Annotated in this window: 25 protein-coding genes; 2 read left to right on the top strand and 23 right to left on the bottom strand. The window is 66.3% G+C overall.

Going from position 1 to position 23550, the window contains the following annotated elements; all coding sequences use genetic code 11:
• Positions 1–175: 175 nt before the first annotated feature.
• Entirely contained in the window at positions 176–1252 is a 1077-nt protein-coding gene (gene disA, locus LJ760_RS06130; RefSeq protein ID WP_227920642.1) for a DNA integrity scanning diadenylate cyclase DisA, read from the top strand.
• A 2-nt stretch (positions 1253–1254) separates the two neighbouring features.
• Here disA and LJ760_RS06125 read toward each other — a convergent pair whose 3' ends face one another.
• A complete protein-coding gene (locus LJ760_RS06125; protein WP_227920640.1) occupies positions 1255–1917 on the bottom strand; it encodes a hypothetical protein in 663 nt (220 codons plus the stop codon).
• 96 nt (positions 1918–2013) lie between these two features.
• Here LJ760_RS06125 and LJ760_RS06120 point away from each other — a divergent pair, with 96 nt between their 5' ends.
• Complete coding sequence (locus tag LJ760_RS06120; protein ID WP_227920638.1) at positions 2014–2955, top strand: A/G-specific adenine glycosylase; 942 nt, start codon at positions 2014–2016, stop codon at positions 2953–2955.
• A gap of 12 nt (positions 2956–2967) precedes the next feature.
• Here LJ760_RS06120 and dhaM read toward each other — a convergent pair whose 3' ends face one another.
• From dhaM to LJ760_RS06010, 22 genes are all read right to left on the bottom strand, one after another.
• Positions 2968–3684: a dihydroxyacetone kinase phosphoryl donor subunit DhaM gene (gene dhaM, locus LJ760_RS06115; RefSeq protein ID WP_227920635.1), complete on the bottom strand. Its 717-nt coding sequence runs from the start codon at positions 3682–3684 to the stop codon at positions 2968–2970.
• A complete protein-coding gene (gene dhaL / locus LJ760_RS06110; protein WP_227920632.1) occupies positions 3681–4322 on the bottom strand; it encodes a dihydroxyacetone kinase subunit DhaL in 642 nt (213 codons plus the stop codon). Before dhaL ends, dhaM begins: the two co-directional genes overlap by 4 nt.
• A 2-nt stretch (positions 4323–4324) precedes the next feature.
• Entirely contained in the window at positions 4325–5326 is a 1002-nt protein-coding gene (dhaK, locus tag LJ760_RS06105) for a dihydroxyacetone kinase subunit DhaK (protein ID WP_227920631.1), read from the bottom strand.
• 202 nt (positions 5327–5528) lie between these two features.
• Positions 5529–5705, bottom strand: coding sequence for a CsbD family protein (locus LJ760_RS06100; protein ID WP_227920630.1), 177 nt, complete (start codon positions 5703–5705; stop codon positions 5529–5531).
• A 191-nt stretch (positions 5706–5896) separates the two neighbouring features.
• Entirely contained in the window at positions 5897–6394 is a 498-nt protein-coding gene (locus tag LJ760_RS06095) for an amino-acid N-acetyltransferase (protein WP_227920960.1), read from the bottom strand.
• Positions 6395–6560: 166 nt separating this feature from the next.
• On the bottom strand, positions 6561–9068 hold the full coding sequence (locus tag LJ760_RS06090; protein ID WP_227920628.1) for an ATP-dependent Clp protease ATP-binding subunit: 2508 nt from the start codon (positions 9066–9068) through the stop codon (positions 6561–6563).
• Between the two features lie 96 nt (positions 9069–9164).
• Positions 9165–9491: a histone-like nucleoid-structuring protein Lsr2 gene (locus LJ760_RS06085; RefSeq protein ID WP_227920626.1), complete on the bottom strand. Its 327-nt coding sequence runs from the start codon at positions 9489–9491 to the stop codon at positions 9165–9167.
• A gap of 91 nt (positions 9492–9582) precedes the next feature.
• Positions 9583–9765, bottom strand: a complete 183-nt coding sequence (locus tag LJ760_RS06080) for a hypothetical protein (RefSeq protein ID WP_227920624.1) — start codon at positions 9763–9765, stop codon at positions 9583–9585.
• Positions 9766–9767: 2 nt separating this feature from the next.
• Positions 9768–11222, bottom strand: coding sequence for a lysine--tRNA ligase (lysS, locus tag LJ760_RS06075; RefSeq protein WP_227920958.1), 1455 nt, complete (start codon positions 11220–11222; stop codon positions 9768–9770).
• A gap of 136 nt (positions 11223–11358) precedes the next feature.
• Complete coding sequence (panC, locus tag LJ760_RS06070) at positions 11359–12258, bottom strand: pantoate--beta-alanine ligase (RefSeq protein WP_227920622.1); 900 nt, start codon at positions 12256–12258, stop codon at positions 11359–11361.
• A 32-nt stretch (positions 12259–12290) separates the two neighbouring features.
• Positions 12291–13211 carry a Rossmann-like and DUF2520 domain-containing protein gene (locus LJ760_RS06065; protein WP_227920620.1) on the bottom strand — a complete coding sequence of 307 codons (921 nt, stop codon included), beginning with the start codon at positions 13209–13211 and terminating at the stop codon, positions 12291–12293.
• The gene (locus LJ760_RS06060) at positions 13198–14796 is read right to left on the bottom strand and encodes a PH domain-containing protein (RefSeq protein WP_227920617.1); all 1599 of its coding nucleotides are present in this window, start codon (positions 14794–14796) and stop codon (positions 13198–13200) included. The genes LJ760_RS06065 and LJ760_RS06060 overlap by 14 nt, the downstream gene beginning before the upstream one ends.
• Positions 14793–15305 (bottom strand): PH domain-containing protein, encoded by a 513-nt coding sequence (locus LJ760_RS06055; protein ID WP_227920614.1) that lies wholly within the window; start codon positions 15303–15305, stop codon positions 14793–14795. Before LJ760_RS06055 ends, LJ760_RS06060 begins: the two co-directional genes overlap by 4 nt.
• Complete coding sequence (locus tag LJ760_RS06050; RefSeq protein ID WP_227920612.1) at positions 15298–15804, bottom strand: DUF3180 domain-containing protein; 507 nt, start codon at positions 15802–15804, stop codon at positions 15298–15300. The genes LJ760_RS06055 and LJ760_RS06050 overlap by 8 nt, the downstream gene beginning before the upstream one ends.
• A 4-nt stretch (positions 15805–15808) precedes the next feature.
• Positions 15809–16300, bottom strand: coding sequence for a 2-amino-4-hydroxy-6-hydroxymethyldihydropteridine diphosphokinase (gene folK / locus LJ760_RS06045; protein WP_227920610.1), 492 nt, complete (start codon positions 16298–16300; stop codon positions 15809–15811).
• Entirely contained in the window at positions 16297–16698 is a 402-nt protein-coding gene (gene folB / locus LJ760_RS06040) for a dihydroneopterin aldolase (protein WP_227920607.1), read from the bottom strand. Before folB ends, folK begins: the two co-directional genes overlap by 4 nt.
• Before the next feature lie 4 nt (positions 16699–16702).
• Entirely contained in the window at positions 16703–17608 is a 906-nt protein-coding gene (gene folP / locus LJ760_RS06035; RefSeq protein ID WP_227920605.1) for a dihydropteroate synthase, read from the bottom strand.
• 7 nt (positions 17609–17615) lie between these two features.
• Positions 17616–18230 carry a GTP cyclohydrolase I FolE gene (gene folE, locus LJ760_RS06030; protein ID WP_227920602.1) on the bottom strand — a complete coding sequence of 205 codons (615 nt, stop codon included), beginning with the start codon at positions 18228–18230 and terminating at the stop codon, positions 17616–17618.
• Between the two features lie 69 nt (positions 18231–18299).
• Positions 18300–20384 carry an ATP-dependent zinc metalloprotease FtsH gene (gene ftsH / locus LJ760_RS06025; RefSeq protein ID WP_227920600.1) on the bottom strand — a complete coding sequence of 695 codons (2085 nt, stop codon included), beginning with the start codon at positions 20382–20384 and terminating at the stop codon, positions 18300–18302.
• A 186-nt stretch (positions 20385–20570) separates the two neighbouring features.
• Positions 20571–21122, bottom strand: coding sequence for a hypoxanthine phosphoribosyltransferase (gene hpt, locus LJ760_RS06020; RefSeq protein WP_227920598.1), 552 nt, complete (start codon positions 21120–21122; stop codon positions 20571–20573).
• Positions 21123–21160: 38 nt separating this feature from the next.
• Positions 21161–22321 (bottom strand): tRNA lysidine(34) synthetase TilS, encoded by a 1161-nt coding sequence (gene tilS, locus LJ760_RS06015; protein WP_442860637.1) that lies wholly within the window; start codon positions 22319–22321, stop codon positions 21161–21163.
• A 6-nt stretch (positions 22322–22327) separates the two neighbouring features.
• Entirely contained in the window at positions 22328–23512 is a 1185-nt protein-coding gene (locus LJ760_RS06010) for a zinc-dependent metalloprotease (RefSeq protein ID WP_227920595.1), read from the bottom strand.
• Between the last annotated feature and the right edge of the window lie 38 nt (positions 23513–23550).

The following is a 23550-nucleotide window of genomic DNA, read 5'->3' as shown; positions in this document are numbered from 1 at the left end:
GAGCCGCCGGTGAGCGGCATCGCACAAGCTGCCTCAAGCGGCCCCTGCCAGCGGGCCCGGCCGGGGACGTGCCGTGGTTCACGAGTTGGATGGTCTGCCCGGATCTCCCACTAGTATAGGGACGGGCAAGCCTCAGCCCAGATCATCCAGGCCCCCGTGCCGGAAGGAAGTGACCATGGCCCGCAGTCCCGAAGACGCGCTTAAAGCAACCCTGGCGCGGGTCGCACCCGGGACCGAGCTCCGCGACGGACTCGAGCGCATTCTGCGTGGCCGCACCGGCGCCCTGATCGTCCTCGGTTTTGACCGAGCGGTGGACAGCATCTGCTCCGGCGGGTTCGATATCGGCATCGACTTCTCCCCCACCAGGCTGCGGGAGCTGGCCAAAATGGACGGCGCGATCGTCTGCGACCGCGACGCCGGGAACATCCTGCGCGCGGCGGTGCAGCTGGTCCCCGACCACACCATCGAAACGCATGAATCCGGCACCCGGCACAGGACCGCCGAACGCGTGGCCATCCAGACCGGTTTCCCCGTGATTTCGGTCAGCCAGTCCATGCGGATCATCCAGCTCTACGTAGGCGGACTCCGCCACGTCCTGGAAGGATCCGAGCCGGTGCTGGCACGTGCCAACCAGGCATTGGCAACCCTCGAGCGCTACCGCGCCCGCTTGGACCAGGTCACTAACTCCCTCTCCGCATTGGAAATCGAAGCAATGGTGACGGTCCGCGACGTCGCGGTCACGCTGCAGCGCCAGGAGATGGTCCGCCGCATTTCCGAGGAAATTTCACAGTATGTCCTCGAACTCGGCGTCGACGGCCGCCTGCTGTCCCTCCAGTTGGAGGAACTGACCACCGGCCTCGGCCCGGGCAGCGAAATGATCCTGCGAGACTACGCGGACCTGAATGACGGAAAGCGCAACATCGAGGAACAGATCTCCACGCTGCAGAACATGAGCTCGTCCGAAATGGTGGACCTGGGCAAGATCGCCTCGGTGGTCGGTTTCCAGCCGGGCCAGGATTCGCTCGAAGCCGTGGTGCAGCCGCGCGGCTACCGGCTCCTGAGCAATATCAAGTCGGTTCCCCCCGCAGTATCCAACCGGTTGGTGGACCACTTCGGCGGCCTGCAGAACCTGATGGCCGCCAACATCGATGACCTGATGACCGTTGACGGCATCGGCGAGCAGCGCGCCCGGACCGTGCGGGAAGGTCTCTCCCGGATCGCGGAGACCAGCCTCCTCGACCGGTTCATGTAGGCCTATTCCAGTTCGAAAACAGCCGTTTCGCTGGTGACTTCCCCGAGCTTGGCAGTGAACACGTAGTAGCCGGGGTTCGGGTTGGAAGCCACGGCGGCGCAGCCCGGTGCCGACCGGTTCCGGTCCCAGGTGAAGTTCGCCGTCTCGGATGCGCCCGGTTCCACCTTCTTGAGGTAGTCCTCGCCGCCGTCCTGGCAGTCGGTGGAAGAGAAGATCCGGTCGGAGCCGCTGGCTACCGAAAACTCCATCTGCGACGTGCCCACGTTGATCTCGCAGGCGGATTCCCCGGTGTTCGTGACCGTCAGCGCCAAGATCGGCGTCGCACCGGCCGGGTAGACCTGGGCATCGGTGGCAGCCGTAACCAAGACGGACTCTGCGGGGCAGGCGGATTCCGACGGAGTCGCCGCGGGTTTCGGAGCCTTCGGAGCTTTCGTCTCGGCCGCAGGCGTTGCGGCCGGGGCGGTAAGTACCGGAGAGGGGACAGTGGCGTCCGCTACGGCCTGCTTTTCCGGTGTTAAAGCGCCAATCACGCCGGCAACCGCGAACCCAAGTCCCACCAGGAGCAGCACCGCGAGGATGCCTGCAACCAGCCGCCGACGGCGGTAGACGGCGGGGCTCGGACGGCGCGGACCGGGGCGCGGTCCGGCCAGCTGCTGTCTTCCCATCCCATCCATGGTTCAAGGCTAGGGATCAAGACCGCGATTACGAGGCGCACCACGCCGGTTAGTAGAGTATTGCTGGTCATATGCAAGGAGTGCAGCATGGATTCACAGGTCGAAGACCTGCACCGCCGGATTACCGGGTGGTTCGCCGGTAATGCCCGCGAGCTGCCCTGGCGGGACGCCGAACGCTCGCCCTGGGGTGTTCTGGTCAGCGAAATCATGCTCCAGCAGACGCCGGTGGTACGGGTGCTGCCCGTCTGGACGCAATGGCTGCAGCGCTGGCCGACGCCGGCCGGGTTGGCTGCGGAGTCCAGCGGGGAAGCCGTACGGGCCTGGGGCAGGCTGGGCTATCCCCGGCGGGCCCTGCGGCTGCACTCAGCAGCGAAGGCAATCGTCGAGGAGTTCGACGGCGAGGTGCCCTCCACTTATCCGGAGCTGCTGCGGCTGCCGGGAGTCGGTGACTACACCGCCGCCGCTGTGGCTGCATTTGCCTTCGGGCAGCGGGAAACAGTGGTGGACACCAATATCCGCCGGGTTCACGCCCGGGCAGTAACCGGGAACGCCTTGCCCTCACCGTCCCTTACCGCTGCCGAGATGCGGCTGGCCGCTTCCCTGCTGCCCCTCGACACCAGCGACTCCGTGGCCTGGAATGCCTCCGTCATGGAACTCGGCGCACTGGTCTGCACGGCCCGCAGCCCTCGATGCCGGGAGTGTCCGATATTGGACCGCTGCGCCTGGGTGGCAGCGGGCAGGCCGGAACCCCATTACACGGCGAAGGGCCAGGCCTGGGCCGGAACGGACCGGCAGGTCCGCGGGGCCATGATGGCGGTGCTGCGCTCCGCGGACGGCCCGGTCCGCCGGGAACTGCTCCTGCACGCGCCGGTGGACCTGGCCGGCCCCAGGCTGACGGCCGAACTGGATCCCCTCGGCGCCCTGCACCGATTGCAGGCGCCGCAGGAACAAATGGAGCGCGCTTTGGCCGGCCTGATCGCGGACCGGCTGGCGGCAGAAGACGCCAACGGAGTGTCGCTGCCGCTTTGATCCGCGGCGGGCTCAGATTTCTCCGAACCCGTTGCGCACCTGCTCGGCCACGAGTTCCACCGCCCGGGCCGCGTCGGGACCTGTGGCGGTGGCACTGAGCGTTTCGCCGGGCCGCAGGCCCAGCGTCATAAGCATCATGACCGATTTGCCGTCCACGCCGTTGATGGTGATCTCGGCGTCCAGGTCCGCCAGCAGTTGCGCCACCACTGAGGCCGGACGCGCATGCAGGCCCATCGGGTTTATCAGCGTCCATGCCCCGCTGGCGGAGTCCGCCGCGTCCTGCGCCGGCTCCCCGGGGGCAGGCGGGCCGCCGGAGGCTTCGGCGGAGGCTGCGCTGTCCGGGGTGTAGGACGCCCCCGCCGACTCCGCGGCGGCCGAAACCTCGGCAACGTTCCTTCCGGTCTGTGCCGCTACGGCTGCGGCCACCGTGCCCTCGACCAACGGCGCATTGGCCATGAGTACCCGCTGCTGCTGCTCCGGCTCCAGGAACTCCAGCGCCGATTCCGCCGTCATCACTGCGGATCCAAGGTCCGTCAGCAGGACCGCGCCCTCACCGGAGTCCGTCGCAGCAATACCGGACATGATTTTTTCCAGGCTGGTGCCGATCCCGTCGTCGTCGGTGCCTCCTGCCGGAACTATCCGAACGTCTGCGGCCATCTGCGCCGCCAGCTCGCAGACGCCCTCGGCCAGCTTCCGGCTGTGCGAAACAACCACCAGGCCGACGCTCACGCTGCCGTCTCCGCCGCCGAAACCGCTGCCTGCAGGATCAATGCCGTGGACGCGGCCCCGGGATCCAGGTGCCCCGCACTGCGCTCCCCCAGGTAGCTGGCCCGGCCCTTGCGGGCGACGAGCGGCTCAGTGCCGGCCAGCCCGGCGTCGGCGGCGTTCGCGGCCGCCGTCAGGATCTCCACCGGACCGGAACCCGCTGCCTGGGCAGTAACAGCGGCATCCACCGCGGGAGTCCAGGCATCGATCATGGTCTTATCGCCGGGTTCGGCCTTGCCGCGGGCTACTATTCCGTCCCGGGCAGCCGTCAGGACGGTCACCAGCTCGGCCGGTCCGAGGGCGGGCGCACTGCCGGCCGCGGTGGAGGCACGCAGGAAGGCCGTCCCGTAGAGCGGTCCGGCGGCGCCGCCCACCTTCGACATCAGGGTCATGGCGACCGTTTTGAACACCGCCCCGGGTGTCTCCGGCACGCCGTCGGCGTCCATTTTCTCCACCACCGCACTGAATCCGCGCTCCATGTTCTCGCCGTGGTCGGCGTCGCCGATCTCCCGGTCCAGGGTGGTCAGCCGCTGGCGGTTCTCGCTCAGGGCAGCGGCGCTTAGGCGCATCCATCGATCCGCCCAGGCTGCGTCCAGTTCCATGCCTATACTCCCCACCGCAGGGCCGGGGTGTTCACCGGCGAGTCCCAGAGTTCCGTAAGTTCATCGTCAAGCCGCAGGAGGGTCACTGATGCCCCTTCCATTTCCAGGGCGGTGATGTAATTGCCCACCAGGGAACGCTCCACCCGGGCACCTCTGTCTGCCAGGATCTGGGCCGCCCGGCGGTAGACAATGTACAGCTCGCTCAGCGGGGTGCCGCCCATGCCGTTCACGAAGAGCAGCACCCGTTCCCCGGAGGTTACCCCTAGGTCGCTGAGCACCGGTTCCATCAACTGGTCCGTAATGGAATCCGCCGTTGTCATGGCCACCCGGTGCCGCCCGGGTTCACCGTGGATCCCCACACCCATTTCAATCTCGTCTTCGGCCAGGGTGAAGCTCGGCTCACCGGCATGCGGCACCGTACAGGGTGCCAGGGCAACACCCATGGACCGTACGTTCGCGTTTACGCGTTCGGCGATCTCCGCCACCTTGGCAAGGTCATCCCCGCGCTCCGTGGCGCCGCCGGCGATCCGCTCCAGCAGCACGGTCCCCGCCACGCCGCGCCTTCCTGCGGTGTACGTCGAGTCTTCCACCGCGACGTCGTCGTTCACTACGACTGTGCGGATGTCGATGCCTTCGACGCCGGCAAGTTCGGCAGCGGTCTCGAAGTTCAGGATGTCGCCGGTGTAGTTCTTCACCACGAGCAGGACGCCGGAGCCCGAGTCGCTCTTCACGATGGCGGGCAGGATCTGGTCCGGGGTGGGAGACGTGAAAACGGCCCCGGGAACGGCTGCGGTGAGCATGCCCTGCCCCACATAGCCGCTGTGCAGCGGCTCATGGCCGCTGCCGCCGCCGGAGACCAGGCCTACCTTGCCCTGTACCGGAACGTCGCGCCGGAGGACGTAGTCCGGGTCCAAATGGATCTGGACCAGGTCGTGGTGGGCCAACCCGAAGCCTTCGAGTGATTCTGCCACCACCGAGCGGGGATTGTTGATGAGTTTCTTCATGACGCCGGGCTCCTTAGCGGTCGCACTGCTGAGCCCCGCGAGCACGCCAAGGCTCCCTCTCCCCCACCGACCCTACCCGGGCCGGAAGCAGTGCAACAGGGTGCCGGCATGCCAGCCGCACCGGCAGCGCTTTAGAGTTCGGAAAGCCGCCCGGGCAGCAAAAAGCGGGAGGGGCGAAACCCTCCCGCTTTTGAATAAAGCCTTACTTGCCCTTGAAAGCGTCCTTGACGTTCTCGCCGGCGTCCTTCAGGCTCGACTTGGCCTGGTCGCCGTGGCCCTCGGCCTCCATGCGCTCGTTGCCGGTGGCCTTGCCTACGCCTTCCTTGACCTTGCCGCCAAGATTTTCGGCCTTGTTCTGCATCTTGTCATCTGCGCCCATTGCTGAACCCGCTTTCTGATCGTGGCCCGTGTAAACGCGAAACCGCTGCTGGTTCGCAACTGTTTCCTGCTGCACTCCACGGGACCGTTGATGATGCTAAGTATCCTGAGCTTATCCAGCTTCGAAGACAAAAGGCCAGCACAGCCCTCCCGGTTACTCTCTCTGCGAACGCGCCCCGGCCGGCCGCCGGATCAGAACGAGCGGATCATCCGGGTGTTTCCCAGGGTGTTCGGCTTTACCCGGGCGAGGTCCAGGAACTCGGCAACACCTTCATCGGAGGAACGCAGCAGCTCGGAATAGACCTCCGGATCCACGGCGGATTGGTTAGCCATGACGGCGAATCCGTGCCGCCGGAAAAACTCCACTTCAAAGGTCAGGCAGAACACCCGCCGCACACCGATTTCCACCGCATCAGCGAGCAGCTGTTCCAGCAGGAGATGGCCGATTCCACTGCCCCGCAGGGCGGGGTCAGTAGCCAGGGTGCGCACTTCGGCTAGGTCTTCCCACATCACGTGCAGTGCACCGCAGCCGACAATCCGCCCGTCAGCGTCCTCTGCGACCCGGAATTCCTGCAGTGCCTCGTAGTAGGCAACAGCCTCCTTGGCCACCAGGATCCGTTCCTCGGCCAGCGGCGCCACCAGGGCGCGGATGGCGGGAACATCGGAAGTGCGGGCGCGGCGGATGGTCATGGCGGATACGGAAGTCACCGGCCCAGTCTAGGACTGTCAGGGCAGCCGCACCCAAACTTCGTTTCGGCGTTCGACGCCGGATGGCCGGCATCCGAACGCCAAAGGACCCGGCGGGCTGCCTGCCCGCCGGGTCCTTTACCCGTGCATTGGTTGTACTGAGCGGCTGTTAGTCGCTGACGCCGGCTTCGATTGCCGGGGAAGCTTCCTCAATTGCCTTCGGAACGCCGCTGCCGACGAAGGTGAACTTCGCTTCGTCGCCTTCGCCCTCGACATCCACCGAGATGACTTCGCCGGGCTTCAGCTCGCCGAAGAGGATCTTCTCGGACAGCTGGTCCTCGATTTCGCGCTGGATGGTCCGGCGCAGCGGCCGGGCACCCATCGCGGGATCGTAGCCGCGCGTTGCCAGCAGCACCTTGGCAGCCGGGGTGAGCTCGATGCTCATCCCCTTCTCGGCCAGGCGCTCACTCAGCCGGTTCAGGAACAGGTCCACAATCTGGACAATCTCGTCCTGGGTCAGCTGCGGGAAGACCACGGTGTCATCAACACGGTTGAGGAACTCGGGGCGGAAGTGCTGCTTCAGCTCTTCCGTCACTCGAGCCCGCATCCGGTCATAGCCGGTCTTGGTGTCCGTGCCGGACTGGAAGCCCGTCATAACGCCCTTGGAGATGTCCCGGGTACCAAGGTTGGTCGTCATGATGATGATGGTGTTCTTGAAGTCCACCATCCGGCCCTGGGCGTCGGTCAGGCGGCCGTCTTCGAGGATCTGCAGCAGCGAGTTGAAGAGGTCCGAGTGGGCCTTCTCCACTTCGTCGAACAGCACCACGGAGAACGGACGGCGGCGGACCTTTTCGGTCAGCTGCCCGCCTTCTTCGTAGCCCACGTATCCGGGAGGAGCACCAAACAGGCGCGATACCGTGTGCTTCTCGGCGTACTCGGACATGTCCAGCGTGATGAGGGCGTCCTCGTCACCGAACAGGAACTCCGCAAGGGCCTTGGCAAGCTCGGTCTTACCGACGCCGGTGGGGCCGGCGAAGATGAACGAGCCGCCCGGACGCTTGGGGTCCTTCAGCCCGGCCCGCGTACGGCGCATGGCCTGCGAGATGGACTTGATGGCCTGGTCCTGACCGATGACGCGCTTGTGCAGTTCGTCTTCCATCCGCAGCAGGCGGGTGGACTCTTCCTCGTTCAGCTTGACCACGGGGATGCCGGTGGAGTTGGCAAGCACCTCGGCGATGAGTTCCTCATCCACCTCGGCAATGTCATCCAGGCCGCCGGACTTCCACTGGCGTTCCTTCTCCGCGCGCTGATCCTGGAGCTTCTGCTCCTTGTCGCGCAGGGAGGCGGCACCTTCGAAGTCCTGGGAGTCGATTGCGGACTCCTTTTCCATCTTCAGCGCCGAGATCCGCTCGTCGATTTCCTTCAGCTCCGGCGGAGCCGTCATCCGGCGGATCCGCAGGCGGGCGCCGGCCTCGTCAATCAGGTCGATTGCCTTGTCCGGCAGGAACCGGTCACTGATGTACCGCTCCGCCAGCGTGGCTGCAGAAGCAAGTGCGGCATCGGTGATGGAGACGCGGTGGTGCGCTTCGTAGCGGTCACGCAGGCCCTTGAGGATCTCGATGGCGTGTGCCACCGAGGGCTCGGCAACCTGGATCGGCTGGAAGCGGCGCTCCAGCGCGGCGTCCTTCTCGATGTGCTTGCGGTACTCGTCCAGCGTGGTGGCACCAATGGTCTGCAGCTCGCCCCGGGCCAGCATCGGCTTCAGGATCGATGCGGCATCAATGGCGCCTTCGGCGGCACCCGCACCCACAAGGGTGTGGATCTCGTCGATGAACAGGATGATGTCGCCGCGGGTGCGGATTTCCTTGAGGACCTTCTTCAGGCGTTCCTCAAAGTCGCCGCGGTAGCGCGAACCGGCAACCAGTGAACCGAGGTCCAAGGTGTAAAGCTGCTTGTCCTTCAGGGTCTCGGGCACGTCGCCGCGCACGATCGCCTGGGCCAGCCCCTCTACGACGGCGGTCTTGCCGACGCCGGGCTCGCCGATCAGGACAGGGTTGTTCTTGGTCCGGCGTGACAGCACCTGCATCACGCGTTCCATTTCATGCTCGCGCCCGATAACCGGGTCGAGCTTGGATTCACGCGCGGCCTGTGTGAGGTTGCGGCCGAATTGGTCCAGCACCACGGATCCGGCGGGCTGGCCTTCCTGCTGCTGGCCACCGGTGGAGACGGGCTCTTTGCCCTGGTAGCCGGAAAGCAGCTGGATGACCTGCTGGCGGACACGGTTCAGGTCAGCACCGAGCTTGACCAAAACCTGCGCGGCGACGCCTTCACCTTCACGGATCAGGCCGAGCAGGATGTGTTCGGTGCCGATGTAGTTATGGCCGAGCTGCAGGGCTTCACGGAGCGAAAGCTCCAGCACCTTCTTGGCGCGGGGGGTGAAGGGGATGTGGCCGGTCGGGGCCTGCTGGCCCTGACCGATGATCTCCTGCACCTGCTCGCGGACAGCACCAAGCGAGATGCCCAGGGATTCAAGGGCCTTAGCAGCGACACCTTCACCCTCATGAATGAGCCCAAGCAGAATATGCTCGGTGCCGATGTAGTTGTGGTTGAGCATGCGGGCCTCTTCTTGGGCAAGCACGACAACGCGACGGGCACGGTCGGTAAATCTTTCAAACATGAGGCACACTCCTAGCTAACGCGTAATTCGATGCTACGTGCCCCAGGGGTGCTTAAGGAGCTTGTTCGCCATGGGCGTGAGAGGCGGGCGGTATGCCTAGCCCTGCGCGGCCCGGTAGGCGTCGATGATCTCGCTGTTCACGCGGCCGCGTTCCGAAACGGTGTAGCCGTTCTTGCGGGCCCATTCGCGGATCTGCGCTGCTTCATTGCTGCGGGCCGAGCCGGCGCCGCGCGGACGTCCGGTGCGGCCTCCGACCTTGCGGCCGGCATCTACATAAGGCTTCAGTGCATCGCGGAGAGTTTTCGCATTGTCTTTCGACAGATCAATCTCGTACTGTGACCCGTCCAAGGCAAACCGTACGGTCTCATCCGCACTTCCTCCGTCGACGTCATCCACGAGAATGATTTTTACCTTTTGCGCCATGACAGGCTCCTAAGCAGCTAAAAATGGGAAGACTAATTATGAGACCACTTAGAGTATGACGCAATTGGTAAAGCCCCGTCAAAGTACTTGGCTATTTATTCTCTTCTTCACTCGGTTTTTTCAAAGCTTCATGGTCTACACTCTGGTCAGCTTCCCGTTCTGCCTCGGCAAGGGCCTGCCGCTCCGACCGGTCCGAGTTAAGCAGGGCCCTCATCACGAAATAAAAGAGAGCTGCAACACAAATTGACGGCAGGAGGACTTCTACATATTCCATGGCTAACCCATTTCCGGCTTAAGGAGGGGAAACAGAATTGTTTCCCTGATTCCCGTATTCGTGAAAAGCATCACAAGGCGGTCAATTCCCAGACCGATGCCGCCCATGGGCGGGGCACCGTATTCCAATGCCCGCAGGAAGTCCTCGTCGAGGGCCATGGCCTCGTCATCGCCGCCGGCCGCCAGCAGGGACTGCTCGGTGAGGCGTTCACGCTGGATAACCGGGTCAATCAGTTCCGAGAAAGCCGTGCCGCGTTCCATGCCGCCGATGATGAGGTCCCAGGCTTCGATCAGGCGGGGGTCCTCGCGGTTCGGACGGGCGAGCGGCTGCGCCGACGGCGGGTAGTCGTACACGAAGGTCGGCTGCAGCAGCGTCGGCTCCACAATTTCGCCGAATAGTTCAATAACCAGCTTTTCCGCGTCCCACTTCGGATCCACCTTCACACCGTGCTTTTCCGCAATATCGCGGAGCACGGCGGCGTCGGTGTCCGGGGTGATCTGCGTGCCCACCGCTTCGGACAGGCCGGGGTACACGCTCAGCCAGCGCCACTCGCCGTCCAGGTCAATAGTGCCGGCCGCGGTTTCGATCTTCCGGCTGCCCATGAGGTCCGCACAGTGCAGGATGATTTCCTTCATCCGCTCGGCCATCACGAACTGGTCCGCGTAGGCCTCGTAGCATTCCAGCGTGGTGAATTCGGGGGAATGCGTGGAGTCGACGCCCTCGTTGCGGAAAATGCGCCCGATTTCGAACACCCGCTCGATCCCGCCCACCACTGCACGCTTGAGGTAAAGCTCCGTGGCGATGCGCAGGGTCATCTTCTGGTCGAAAGCGTTCAGGTGCGTTTCGAACGGCCGGGCAGCGGCACCGCCGTGCACCAGCTGCAGCATGGGGGTTTCCACCTCCACATAGCCGTGCCCGTGCAGGGTGTCACGGACGCCGCGGATAACTGCCGCGCGCTTGTAGACCATGTCCCGCGCTTCGTCGCGGACCATCAGGTCCACATAGCGCTGGCGGACACGGGTTTCCTCACTTAGTCCGGCGTGCAGCACCGGCAGCGGGCGCAGGGCCTTGGAGGCCATCGACCAGGACTGCGCCATCACCGAGAGTTCCCCGCGGCGGGAAGAGATCACCTCTCCGCGGATAAAGACGATGTCGCCCAGGTCCACCAGCGACTTCCAGTCCGCCAGGGATTCCTCGCCGACGACGGCCAGGCTGAGCATGGCCTGCAGCCGGGTTCCGTTGCCTTCCTGCAGGGTGGCGAAGCAGAGCTTTCCGGTGTTGCGGATGAACACCACGCGGCCGGTGACGCCCACCGTCTCGCCGCTGGCTTCGTCGGCCTCCAGGTGGCCGAACTTTTCGCGTACTTCCTTGAGGGAGGCGGTGCGTTCCACCCCTACCGGGTAGGCCTCATCCCCCCGGTCGATGAGCCGCGCACGCTTCTCGGCACGGATGCGCATCTGTTCGGAGGTGTCTGCGGCTTCGGGAACGGGGTTAGATGTGGTCACGGTTATTAAGTTTACAGAGCAAAGCACCGCTCCCGGTTCCTGCGCTCCGTGCACGGCACCGGGTACGCACGGAGCACAGGTACTTTCGCTACGGCAGCAGGGTGTTGTCGATCAGGCGGACCGGACCGACCCGTGCGGCCAGCAGCGCCAGCGCGGTCCCGGCCAGCGGTGCGCCGGCAGTGTCCGGGAGCGGTTCGAGGGTCTGCGGGTCCACCACCTCGAAGTAGTCCAGTTCCACTCCGGGCTGCGACGTAACGAGTCCGACGGCGTCGGGCAGGTCCAGGGGCCGGCCCGCCGCAGCGCGATCCTTCAGCAGGTTCAACGCCCGGGACAGCACCAGTGCCGCCTGCCGCTGGTCGGCATCGAGGAAACGGTTCCGGCTGGATTCGGCGAGCCCGTCCGCGGCCCGGACAATCGGCACACCGGTGATCTCCACGGCGAAGTTGAGGTCCGAGACCATCCGCCGGATCAGGGCCACCTGCTGGGCGTCCTTCTGCCCGAAGTAGGCCCGGAAGCGCGCCGGTACCGGCGGGGCTGCCAGGTGGAAAAGCTTGGCGACCACGGTCAGCACGCCGTCGAAGTGTCCCGGCCGGACGGCACCCTCCCAGCGGGTGCCCATGGTGCCGGCGCTCACGCGGACCAGCGGCGCGCCGCCGGGGTACATTTCGGCCTCTGACGGGGCGAAGACCAGGTCCACTCCGGCGCGGCCCAGGAGCTCGAGGTCCGCATCGAGGGTGCGGGGGTACCGCTCGAGGTCGGCCGGGTCGTCGAACTGCAGGGGATTGACGAACACCGAGGCGGTGACGACGTCGTTGTCCGCCCGGGCGGCGCCCATCAGGGAGGCGTGCCCTTCGTGCAGGGCACCCATGGTGGGAACCAGCGCGAGGGAGGGAAGGCGGGAGGGGTTGGCTGCGGCCGCTTTTTCGAGCAGCTCCTCGGTGGCGGAGCGCAGTTCGGCGGCGGTGGTGACGAGGCGGGGGGTGTTCAACGCTGTCCTTCTATGGGGGTTCGTTCGGATGTTCAGGGTTCCTGCGGGTCCCGCAGGGCGGCCAGGATGGCTTCGCCCTGCTGGGGGGTGAGCAGTCCGCGGTCAACGGCCCGGGAGGCAGTTGCGGCGGAAAGTGCGGCGTAGGCGGCGCGGAGGTCCTCCGTGCCTGCCTCGGCAAGGGCGCGGGTATGCGCGGCCACGGTGCCGACGTCGCCCCGGGCCACCGGGCCGGTGAGGGCTCCCTCGCCGGAGGCCAGCGCGTTTTCCAGCGACGCGCGCATGAGCGGCCCCAGGAGCCGGTCCGGATGTTCGACGCCGAGGCCCGCCAGCAGCTGCGTGGACTGGGAGGCCAGGGTGACCAGGTGGTTGGAGGCATGCGCGAGGGCCGCGTGGTAGAGCACGCGGTCCGCTTCGTCGATGACGACCGGTTCGGCGCCCATCTCCACCACGAGTGCCTGGGCGATCGGCAGGACGGCGGCGGGGGCGCTGATGCCGAAGGAGCAGTCCGCCAGCCGGGTCAGGTCCAGGCTCATCCCCGTGAAGGTCATGGCCGGGTGCAGTGCCAGGGGAATGGCCCCCGCTGCCCGCGCCGGGGCAAGGATTTCCGTGCCGAACCGCCCGGAGGTGTGGGCTACCAACTGCCCCGCCTGCCAGGCGCCGGTTTTTGCCAGTCCGGAGACCAGCGGGCCCAGGGCATCGTCCGGAACGGCGAGCAGGACCAGTTCGGAGCGTTCCACGATGTCCGGAATCTCAAGGATCGGCACTCCCGGAAGCAGGTTTTCCGCCCGTTCACGGCTGGCATCGGAAACCGCGGAAACCCCGACGACGGCGTGCTCGGCCGCGCGCAGGGCAGCACCGAGGACGGCACCGACCCGGCCGGCACCGATGACGCCGACCCCCAGGCGGCCGCGGCGTCGGCGTTCTTCGACGCTGGCTGAATCAGCGGTGTTCATGGGGAGGCTCCTCCTTGGAGACGGGTACTGGTGTGACGGGGGTGGAGGGCGCGGCGGCAGCGGCCGGAGCCGGAGCCGGGGCGGCAGGTGCGGACTTCGCCGGGGACGGGCCGGTTCCACGCAGCCACTGTTCCGGGAGGTCCCGGCGGCGGGCGGTCCGGGCACGCAGCGCCTGCTCGTGGAGCAGCTGCCGGGCGGTGTCCGCATCGATTTGGACCACTCGAGGGGAAACCGGGCCGGGAGTGGAGTGCAGGGCCAGGTCTGCCAGGCCCAGGCGGCGGGCCACCGGGCCCTGCTCAAGGGCAAGGGACTGGGTCCTGCTGTGCGGCACCACCTGAAGCGACCGCCACAGGAATCCGTGCCGGGACAGGAGCGCCGTCTCCGTGACCAGGTAGCCGTTCCGGCGCCGGGAAAGCGGGGACAGCCACCGGGCACGCCGCGGCGAAACGGTGAAGCCCGCTGCCGGGCCGGACCCGTTCATGCCTGCGGTGAACACTCCCACCGGATCCTCGGTTCCCGGGTCGGGGACAACCAGGGCCAGCATCCGCAGTACCTCTTCCGAGGTACCCGCGGGCAGCAGCCGGGTGCGCGCGGAGGATTCGCTGTCGGCGCCGGCTCCATACCCTGCAACGTTCACGGAGATCGAATACCAGCCGGTAATCCGCCACAGCGGCGGCTGCCGCACCGCGAGGGCCTGGATCCGGCCCGGCGGTACCGTCTGCGCGCGGGTGTCCAGCAGTCCGGAGCGGATCCGGATACCTTCCCGTGACACGGAGGCACGGAAGTTGAAGCCGGAACTGAACAGGCCCCAGTACGCACTGCCAAAACCGAAAATGATGGGCACCATGGCGGCGATGGACGCGGCCTCGCCCGTGAGCGCCGTCAGGACAATTACTCCCGCAACGGCCAGGACCAGGAAGACGGTGGTCCCGGACAGCAGGACAGAGGCGATCACGCGTCCGGCCGACAGCGCCAGCACCTGCTGTTCGCCCGGCACCGTTGGGTCACCGGTACCGCTGCCGCCGTCTGACTGTTTTTCGTCGGCACCGGAGGCGTCCTCGAGGATCCGTGCCCGCAGCTGCTGCGCGTCCGGCAGCCGAAGGAAAGCCAGGCGCACTGCCGATTCACCGGCGTCGGCCACTTCAAAGCGCAGTTCGGCCAGCCCGAAAATCCGTGCAAGCAAGGGTTGGACAATGTCGATGGCCTGCACCCGGTCCAGCCGTGCCTGGCGTTGGCGGCGCACCACCACTCCGGAACGCACGCGGATATGGTCATGCGTCAGCTGGTAGCGGGTAACCCACCAGGAGAGGAAGAACGAGCCGGCAATAACCACCAAGGCAATCCCCAGGGCCAGTACCGTCCAGAACAGTGCCGTGCCTGCGGGCAGGTCCATGCGGCCGTCGGTGAACCACGACTCAACCTGGTCCCTGCCCACAAAATAGGCGAGGGCTGCCAAGGCTATCCAGCCGCGGACCAGCGGGGAAACCGGATGCACCCTTTTCCATTCGGGTTCCGTCTTGATTGCCGGATCGATGCCGGCGGTTTCGGGGTCCTCGCCCGGGCCCCGGGCGGCGCCGGCGGTCACAGTCCGGCCAGCTGCGCTTCGCCGCGGGCGGACAAATGCTCCCGCAGGCGGGCACCCTCGTCGGCCGGCAGTCCGGCAATGCCGGCGTTGGTGCCCGGGGCGGCGGTATGGAGTTTCAGCGTGCACAGCCCGAAGGCTCGTTCGAGGGGTCCAACCGCCACGTCCACGTACTGCATCCGGCCGTAGGGAACCACCAGGGTGCGCTGGAAGAAGATGCCCCGTCGGAGCAGCAGGTCCTCGTTGCGTTCGGCGTAACCGATCGCGCGGACCTGGCGGGGAAGCAGGAGCCCGCGCCACAGCAGGGTTACGGCAAAGAAGACGGGCAGCCCCCACGCCAGCCACGCAGGGTATCCGGGCCAGATTCCGGTGAGGCGCAGCACCAGCGGAAGGCCGGTCACCACCAGCGTGATTACGGTTTCAATCCCCCAGCTCAGCAGCCTCAGCCGCAGGTACTTCGGTGAAACGCGCTGCCACTGCACTGCAGCAGGATCGATTGCCTCACTAGGCATAATCTCCTCCATCCCCCGATCCATCTCCTGAGCCGGGCTCGGGCCCGGTGCCGTCCTTGTCGACAGGGGGCAGCTTACAGAACCGCTCTACGGTAAGCCCCGTGGCAATCATCAGGATCCCGCCGACGCTGACGGCGAGGGAGGACCAGGTGCCCGCGTGGCCCGGCCGCAGCGACCACAGGGGCAGCTGGGTGAGGAAGACAGCGGCATGCCAGCCGAGCAGCAGGGCCCCGGCGTAGGCGAGTGCCTGCGCCAGGACAACCGTGCGGGCGGCGGCAATGGGATCCAGGTCCCGGTCCCGCCGGCCGTTGCGCCAACTGCGCACCCGCAGTCCGAGGAAGAGGGTGGCACCGGTCACCAGGATGATGGCCACCAGCGCCACCGAGCTCAGCACGGGTGCGGGATAGCCGTTTTCCGACAGGAAGAAGTTCGCCGCCCAGCCCACAACGCCGGCAGCGAGGCCGATGACGGCCAGCCACCGGTATTGGATGCTGGTCACGGGCTCATTCTCCTTCGAAGATTTCGAGTCCGGGAAGGTCCTCGGCTCGGGCGGCCAGCTCGGCCACGGGCACCGAATCCAGCCGGGCGTCGGGTTCCATCCAGGCCCAGGGCTGCAGCACGAAGGCCCTCATGGCTGCACGGGGGTGCGGAATGGTGAGGTCCTCATCATCCAGGTGCAGGTCCCCGTACGTGATGATGTCGACGTCGAGGGTCCTCGGACCCCAGCGGACAATGCGTTCGCGGTGGTGGCGTGCCTCGACGGCCTGGCAGTGCGCCAGCAGGGCGTGCGGTTCGAGTTCGGTTTCGATCGCCACCACGAGGTTGAGGTAGTCGGGCTGTTCAGGGCCGCCGACCGGACGTGTGCGGACCACGGGGGAAACGGCGCTCAGCCGGACCTGCGGATGGTCGGCAAGGTCCGCTACCGCTGTGGAGAGGGTGTCCCGGCTTTCCCCGAGGTTGCTTCCAAGGGCAAGGACACAATGCACGGCACTCATGCGCGCTCCCGGTGGATGGTCACCGCAACGTCGCCGAATTCCACCGTGATCGGCGCCTTCGGCTTATGCACCGTGACCTCAACTGCGGCAAGGACGGGGAAGGAAGCCAGGACGGAGTCCGCAATCCGGCCCGCCAGTGCCTCGATCAGGTTCAGCGGTTCCCCGGTGATGATCTGCACCACGCGTTCGGCAACCTCGCCGTAATGCGCCGTCAGCGTCAGGTCATCCGTGGCCGCTGCCGGGCCCAGATCGGTAAACAGGACCAGATCCACAACGAAGGGTTGGCCGTCCCGCCGCTCATGGGGGAAGACACCGTGGAAACCGGTGGCAGTGATGCCGCTCAAGGTGATCCGGTCCCGTGTTCCGGGGGCCGTTCCGGAAACTCCGGTGCTCAGCATCCGGCTACCCTTTCCATGCCGCGGCGACTTTTACGGCATCAAGGCTGGCCGGCACGTTGTGCACGCGCACTGCCCAGGCCCCGGCGGACGCCGCCAGTGCGGTCACCGCGACCGTAGCGTTGTCGCGTTCCAGCGGCTGGGCAGCCTTCCCGTAGCTGGTGAGCAGCGAGCCGAGGAAACGCTTGCGGGATGCACCGATAAGTACGCGGTGGCCCAAGGCGCCGAGACGGTCGATTCCGCGCAGCAGCTCCCAGTTGTGTTCGCCGTCCTTGGAGAAGCCCAGTCCGGGGTCGAGGATGATCTGTTCGGGGGCCGCACCGGCGGCGTAGAACCGGTCACGGACCTTCAGCATTTCCGCTGCCACCTCTTCGACGACGTCGGCGTAGCTGGCGTTGGGGTCATTGCTGCGGACGTTGCCGCGGCTGTGCATAAGGATGTAGGAGACCCCCGTACGAGCAACAAGCCCGGGCATCCCAGGATCGGTTTCGGTGCCGGACACGTCATTGATGATCGCGGCGCCGGCTCCAATCGCCTTTTCCGCCGTGGCCGCATTCATGGTGTCGATGCTGATGAGGGCTCCTGCACGGACCAGGGCCTCGACCACGGGCAGGACCCGCTCCTGCTCCTCTTCCGGGGAGACGCGGACGGAGTCAGGCCGGGTGGATTCACCGCCGACGTCGATGATGTCCGCGCCTTCGTAGTGCATCTTCAGCCCCGCACGGATTGCTGCGTCGGTATCGGCGAATTGCCCGCCGTCGCTGAAGGAATCGGGCGTGACGTTGAGGACGCCCATGACCAGGGTGCGGTCGGTGGGAAGGTCGGAGAGCTTGCGCGCCTTGCGGGCGGGCCGCAGTACGGGCAACGGGGAGGTTGCCGGTCCGGTGCCGGGTGCGGCAGCGAGTGAATCCATGGTGGTCCTATCGTCCTAGTATCAGGCTCATTGCTTCTGCGCGGGTCGCGGTCTCGCGCAGTTGGCCGCGCACCGCCGAGGTCACGGTCTTGGCGCCTGGCTTGCGTACCCCGCGCATCGACATGCACAGGTGCTCGCATTCAATAACCACTATGGCACCGCGGGGGGAAAGATTGGTCATCAGTGCGTCCACGATCTGGGTGGTCAACCGCTCCTGGACCTGGGGCCGCCGGGCGTAGATGTCAACCAGCCGGGCGAGCTTCGACAGTCCGGTCACCTTGCCCTCGTGGGAGGGGATGTAGCCGATGTGCGCGGTGCCGTGGAACGGCACCAGATGGTGCTCGCAGGTGGAATAAAAGGGAATGTCCTTGACCAGGACCATTTCTTCGTGGTCCAGGTCAAACGTGGTGGCCAGCAGGTCCGAGGGACTCTGGTGGAGGCCGCCGAAAATCTCGGTGTAGGACTTGGCCACCCGGCTGGGGGTTTCCCTTAAACCGTCGCGGTCCGGGTCCTCCCCGATCGCGAGGAGGATTTCCCGGACCGCCCGTTCAATCCTTGGCTGATCCACCGGGGAATCCGCTGCCGCTTCGGCGGTCAGTAGTTCATCATCGAAATCCGTCACTGGTCGATCCTATCGCGCCGGTACTTCGTTCCCCGGCTATGCCGGGCGGCCCCGCAGGGCCGCCCGGCCCTACGCCTCGGGGGGCGTGCTGCCGTTGCTTCCGCTCCGGCCGGGAGTGCTGCCGTTCCCGCTGCCCTGGGGCAGGCCGTTGCTGGACACATCGAAGTCCTGCGGCAGGTCGGCGTCGGCAATCTGGTCCTGGGGAGCAACCGAGGCCGGATCCGGGGCACCGATTTCCTTGGCCTGGCGCCGTTCCTTCTGCGAAACCACCGGCGGCATGCTGTGGACGGGGCGAGTGGGCTTGGAGAGCCAGACTTCACGGACATCGCGCTTGCGCACATCGGAGAAGACCTCGGCGATCTCCGCCTGGTTCAGGGTCTCCCGCTCCAGCAGCTCCAACGCGAGCCGGTCGAGGACGTCGCGGTTCTCGGTGAGGATCTGGTACGCCTCGTCATGCGCGTTGTCCAGCAGGCGCCGAACCTCCTCGTCAACCACGTAGGCCACCTGGTCGGAGTAGTTGCGTTCCTGGCCCATGTCCCGGCCCAGGAACGGCTCTCCGCCGCCCGAGCCAAGCTTGACCGAACCGATCCGCTCGCTCATGCCGTACTGGGTGACCATCTTGCGGGCCGTGGACGTGGCCTTTTCGATGTCATTGGAGGCACCGGTGGAGGGGTCGTGGAAGACGATCTCCTCGGCGACGCGGCCGCCCATTGCGTAGGCGAGCTGGTCCAGGAGCTCGTTGCGTGTGATCGAGTACTTGTCGTCCTGCGGCAGGACCATGGTGTAGCCGAGTGCCCGGCCGCGCGGCAGGATGGTCACCTTGGTGACCGGGTCCGTGTTCCGCAGTGCCGCGGCCACGAGGGCGTGTCCGCCTTCGTGGTAGGCGGTGATCTTGCGTTCAAGTTCCTTCATCACGCGGCTGCGCTTCTGCGGGCCGGCGATCACGCGGTCGATGGCCTCGTCCAGTGCGCGGTCGTCAATCAGGTCCGCGTTGGAGCGGGCGGTCAGCAGCGCTGCTTCGTTCAGGACGTTGGCCAGGTCCGCGCCGGTGAAGCCCGGAGTCTTCCGCGCGACGGTCTCGAGATCCACGCCCGGAGCCATCGGCTTGCCCTTGGCATGGACCTGCAGGATGTGCAGGCGGCCCTGCATGTCGGGGGCCTCGACGCCGATCTGGCGGTCGAAGCGGCCCGGACGCAGCAGTGCCGGGTCCAGGACGTCGGGCCGGTTGGTGGCAGCGATCAGGATGACATTGGTATTGCCGTCAAAGCCGTCCATCTCCACCAGCAGCTGGTTCAGCGTCTGCTCGCGTTCGTCGTTTCCGCCGCCGACGCCGGCGCCGCGGTGGCGCCCGACGGCGTCGATCTCGTCCACGAAAATGATGGCCGGGGCGTTGGACTTGGCCTGTTCGAAGAGGTCACGGACGCGGGAGGCGCCCACACCGACGAACATTTCAACGAAGTCCGAGCCGGAGATCGAGTAGAACGGCACACCGGCCTCGCCGGCGACGGCGCGGGCCAGCAGGGTCTTACCGGTGCCGGGAGGGCCGTAGAGCAGCACGCCCTTGGGGATCTTTGCGCCCACGGCCTGGAACTTGCCCGGATCCTGCAGGAATTCCTTGATCTCGTGCAGTTCCTCGACGGCTTCGTCGGCGCCCGCGACGTCGTCGAAGGTTACCTGGGGCATGTCCTTGTTGGTCAGCTTGGCCTTGGACTTGCCGAACTTCATCACCTGGGAGCCGCCGCCCTGCATGCGGGACATCAGGAACCAGAAAATCAGGCCGATGATGATGAACGGCAGGAACAATCCGAGGAAACTGGTGAACCAGTTGGTCTGCACCGGCTGGTCGGTGTAGTTAGCCCCGGAATCGTTGACCGCCTGGACTATTTCCTCCCCGCGCGCAGTGCTGAAGTAGAACTGGACGTCAGTGACGCCCTTGTCATCAACGCCGCTGTCATTCAATGTCAGGTCGACCCGCTGCTCGCCGTCATAGATCTTCGCCTGCGAGACTTTGTCCTGGTCGAGAAGCTCGATGCCTTCCTTGGTGTCCACTTGCGTGGCCCTGGTGGCAGTAAGGCTCGGCACGATGATCAAAAGAGCGGCCAATGCCAGCGCGATCCAAATGACCGGCCCCTTGAAGAAGTTCTTGGATTTCATTCGTCGTCAGGGCTAATGCCCCGTCCCTCCTGGTCAACAACGCTGGTATGCGCGGAATTTACCTACTAGCTATACACGGTCCCCCAGAAGAACACGGTCCGGGGAAGGGTTTAGTTCCCTCAGGGCGTAGAGCAGCGCGTGCGGAACGGTCCCTGCAGGTGACCGGGAGGAACGGGGCCGGAACCGTTATTCGTAAACGTGCGGCGCGAGGGTGCCGATGAAGTCCAGGTTGCGGTACCGCTCTGCAAAGTCCAGGCCGAAACCGACAACGAACTCGTTGGGGATTTCATAACCGACATACTTAACGTCGATTTCCACCTTGGCCGCATCCGGCTTGCGCAGCAGGGTGCAGATTTCCACGCTGGCCGGTCCGCGGGATTCCAGGTTGGCGCGCAGCCAGGAGAGCGTGAGGCCGGAGTCGATGATGTCCTCGACAATCAGCACGTGCTTGCCGAGCAGGTCCGTCTCAAGGTCCTTGAGGATACGGACGACGCCGGAGGACTGCGTGCCGGATCCGTAGGAGGACACTGCCATCCAGTCCATGGTGACGTGGCTGTGCAGGGCGCGGGAGAGGTCAGCCATGACCATCACGGCTCCCTTGAGCACGCCGACCAGCAGGACGTCGCGGCCGGCGTAGTCGCGGTCAATTTCGGCCGCCAGTTCATTGATCCGGGTTTGGATCTGTTCCTTGGTGTAGAGAACGTGCTTGAGATCTGACTGGACGTCGTGTGAATCCACGAATGACTCCCGGGTGCGAGGTGTTGCAGCTTTGGATGTTAGGTGCTGCTCTTTTTCCTAAACACAAGATTGCCATAGCTTGAGCCGCCGTGGTGAACCGTTTTGGCGCGCGGCTGGCGGTAGACGCTGACTTTCCCCACCAGCTGGACGGGTCCCGCCGACCCGGTCCGCCGCAGCAGCGACTGGACCGCCGCGAGGCGCTCGTAGCTCGGCTGCGCACCGCCGAGTTCGAGCGCGGCGAGGGCCAGTACGCGCTGGCGGACGGCGGGGGCAAGGTTCCGCAGCTGCTCTTCGGGCAGCAGCAGCTCCTCGGAATCCGGGACGTCACCGGCCGGACCCGCGACGCGCAGCTCCGCAAAGGCCTGCGCCGCGACGGCGTCCAGGTAGTCGGCGTCGGCTGAGAGGATACGTGAGGAACGGAACAACGCTTCGGCGATGCCGGGGCCCAGCTTTTCTTCCAGGAACGGCAGCACTTCGGTACGGACCCGGGACCGGGCGTAGGCGGGATCCTGGTTACTGGGATCGTGCCAGGGATCCAGCCCGGCGTGCTCGCAGATCTCGACGGTCTGTTCCCTGCGCAGGCCCAGGAAGGGCCGCAGGTACTTTCCCCGTACAGCGGGCATGCCGGCCAGGGACCGGGTGCCGGAACCGCGCATCAGGCCCAGCAGCACCTGCTCGGCCTGATCGTCAAGGGTATGGCCAAGCAGGACGGCGTCGGCGTCCAGTTCCTCCACTGCAGCGTCCAGTGCGGCATATCGGACCGTCCGTGCCGCCGCTTCGGGTCCCATGCCGGAGGCCGGCACGTCCACCTTCCGGACGAGGACGGGCTCCAGGCCCATCCCTTCCAGCTTGTCCCGCGCGGAGGCGGCCACGTCGGCACTGCCCGGCTGCAGGGAGTGATCAACGACGACGGCGCCCACCCGGTAGTCCCCCCGCCGGGAGAAGAACGAGGCGGCCAGCGCCAGGGCAAGGGAATCGGGCCCGCCGCTGCAGGCAACCAGGATCAGCGGCGGATGGTCTCCGCCCGGGGCCAGGCCGGCGTCGCGCAGGGTGTCGCGGATGCTGTTGCGGGCATCCCCCAGCGTCGGAAGGAGCCGTTTGCGTACCCGCGGCGCCGGTCGGGCGGGAGGTGCCGCGGTGTCCGCTGGGGAGCCGGTGTTGGTGGAGTTGGTGGAGTTGTTGGAGTTTTCGTCGAGCACGTTCAGTTACAGTCCCATCCGGGCAATCCATAGGTCCGCGGAGTGGATCTCCGCTTCGGTCGGGAGGTTTTCAGGGCGCTCCCACACCCGGTTGAAGCCTTCCATGCCCACCGAGTCGGTGACGGCGCGGACAAAGCGCGCGCCGTCGCTGTACTGGCGCATCTTGGCATCCAACCCCATGATCTGGCGGAAGAAGCGGTCAATCCAGGTGCGCTTGGCGCCGCGGTTGTTGAACCGCTGCCGGATGGTTTTGACGCTGGGCACGATGCTCGCATCCACGGCGTCCATGACCACGTTCGCGTGGCCTTCCAGCAGCGACATCACGGCCGTCAGGTGCGACAGGCGTTCCTTGTCCTCCGGATCCTGCAGCAGGGAGAGCAGGTCCACGGACTTGTGCGGCACGCCGTCGGCGTCCACGCCGCCCTTGGGCGCTGCCAGCGCCTTCACGGCGGAGCCCAACCGCTCGGAAATGGTCTGCGCCTTGTCCATCATGCCGTTGGAGAGCTGGCTGATCTGCTCCAGCATGTGCCCGCGCAGCCAGGGAGCGGCGGCGAACTGCACCCGGTGCGTCTGCTCGTGCAGGCAGACCCAGAGGCGGAAGTCGGCGGGTTCCACGTTCAGTTCGCGTTCCAGCGTGACGATGTTCGGGGCCACCAGCAGCAGCCGCCCGCCGGGTTTGCCGACGCCGCCCAGCGCGGCAAAGGGATCGTACTGGCCCAGGACCTTGCTCGAGAGGAAGGCGAGGATGGTGCCCAACTGCGCGCCGGTCATGGTTCCGCCCAGTGCGGTGTTGGCGGCGGCCAGCTGTTCCGGCCGGGTTTCGGCCAGGTGCTGCAGGGCCGGTCCCATCAGCACCGAGAAGCTCTGCGAGTTGGCGCGGGCCCAGGAGGCCCGGTCCACAATCAGCACGTCCGAGTCCCGCAGGTCCCGGGCGGCGTCCAGGCCGGTGATGCGGTGGACGTGCGCAACGGAGGCGTCGGCGGCGGCCCGCAGGTCCGCCACGGCGTCGCGGATCTCGCGGGCGGACATCTTCGGTCCGGGCGCCACCATGGCCGCGGCGGTGGAAGCCGCCAGGTCCCAGTTCACCAGGGACGGCGCCCCGCCGGCAGACGGATGGGCGTCGGTATTTTGCCCTGCAGGGGCGGAAGGCGCGGGGACGGGGGTCGGACGGCTTCGCTCGTTGCTCTCCATTGCTCCATTCGACCACATTGGCTTCCGGCGCCACACCA

Origin of the sequence: Arthrobacter sp. zg-Y895 (assembly GCF_020731025.1) — a bacterium.
In the GTDB taxonomy this organism is placed as follows: Bacteria; Actinomycetota; Actinomycetes; order Actinomycetales; family Micrococcaceae; genus Arthrobacter_B.
Note: the sequence above shows the minus strand (reverse complement) of the source record. Positions and strands in the feature narration are given on the sequence as shown.

Coding starts and splice junctions, on each gene's coding strand:
- LJ760_RS06065 (WP_227920620.1), bottom strand. CDS start 13,211: ATGAACACCGCTGATTCAGCCAGCGTCGAAGAACGCCGACGCCGCGGC.
- LJ760_RS06090 (WP_227920628.1), bottom strand. CDS start 9,068: ATGTTTGAAAGATTTACCGACCGTGCCCGTCGCGTTGTCGTGCTTGCC.
- LJ760_RS06055 (WP_227920614.1), bottom strand. CDS start 15,305: ATGCCTAGTGAGGCAATCGATCCTGCTGCAGTGCAGTGGCAGCGCGTT.
- dhaK (WP_227920631.1), bottom strand. CDS start 5,326: ATGAAGAAACTCATCAACAATCCCCGCTCGGTGGTGGCAGAATCACTC.
- folP (WP_227920605.1), bottom strand. CDS start 17,608: ATGGATTCACTCGCTGCCGCACCCGGCACCGGACCGGCAACCTCCCCG.
- ftsH (WP_227920600.1), bottom strand. CDS start 20,384: ATGAAATCCAAGAACTTCTTCAAGGGGCCGGTCATTTGGATCGCGCTG.
- dhaL (WP_227920632.1), bottom strand. CDS start 4,322: ATGGAACTGGACGCAGCCTGGGCGGATCGATGGATGCGCCTAAGCGCC.
- disA (WP_227920642.1), top strand. CDS start 176: ATGGCCCGCAGTCCCGAAGACGCGCTTAAAGCAACCCTGGCGCGGGTC.
- LJ760_RS06120 (WP_227920638.1), top strand. CDS start 2,014: ATGGATTCACAGGTCGAAGACCTGCACCGCCGGATTACCGGGTGGTTC.
- LJ760_RS06010 (WP_227920595.1), bottom strand. CDS start 23,512: ATGGAGAGCAACGAGCGAAGCCGTCCGACCCCCGTCCCCGCGCCTTCC.
- lysS (WP_227920958.1), bottom strand. CDS start 11,222: ATGCGCATCCGTGCCGAGAAGCGTGCGCGGCTCATCGACCGGGGGGAT.
- LJ760_RS06095 (WP_227920960.1), bottom strand. CDS start 6,394: ATGACCATCCGCCGCGCCCGCACTTCCGATGTTCCCGCCATCCGCGCC.
- LJ760_RS06080 (WP_227920624.1), bottom strand. CDS start 9,765: ATGGAATATGTAGAAGTCCTCCTGCCGTCAATTTGTGTTGCAGCTCTC.
- LJ760_RS06100 (WP_227920630.1), bottom strand. CDS start 5,705: ATGGGCGCAGATGACAAGATGCAGAACAAGGCCGAAAATCTTGGCGGC.
- folB (WP_227920607.1), bottom strand. CDS start 16,698: ATGCTGAGCACCGGAGTTTCCGGAACGGCCCCCGGAACACGGGACCGG.
- folK (WP_227920610.1), bottom strand. CDS start 16,300: ATGAGTGCCGTGCATTGTGTCCTTGCCCTTGGAAGCAACCTCGGGGAA.
- LJ760_RS06085 (WP_227920626.1), bottom strand. CDS start 9,491: ATGGCGCAAAAGGTAAAAATCATTCTCGTGGATGACGTCGACGGAGGA.
- LJ760_RS06125 (WP_227920640.1), bottom strand. CDS start 1,917: ATGGGAAGACAGCAGCTGGCCGGACCGCGCCCCGGTCCGCGCCGTCCG.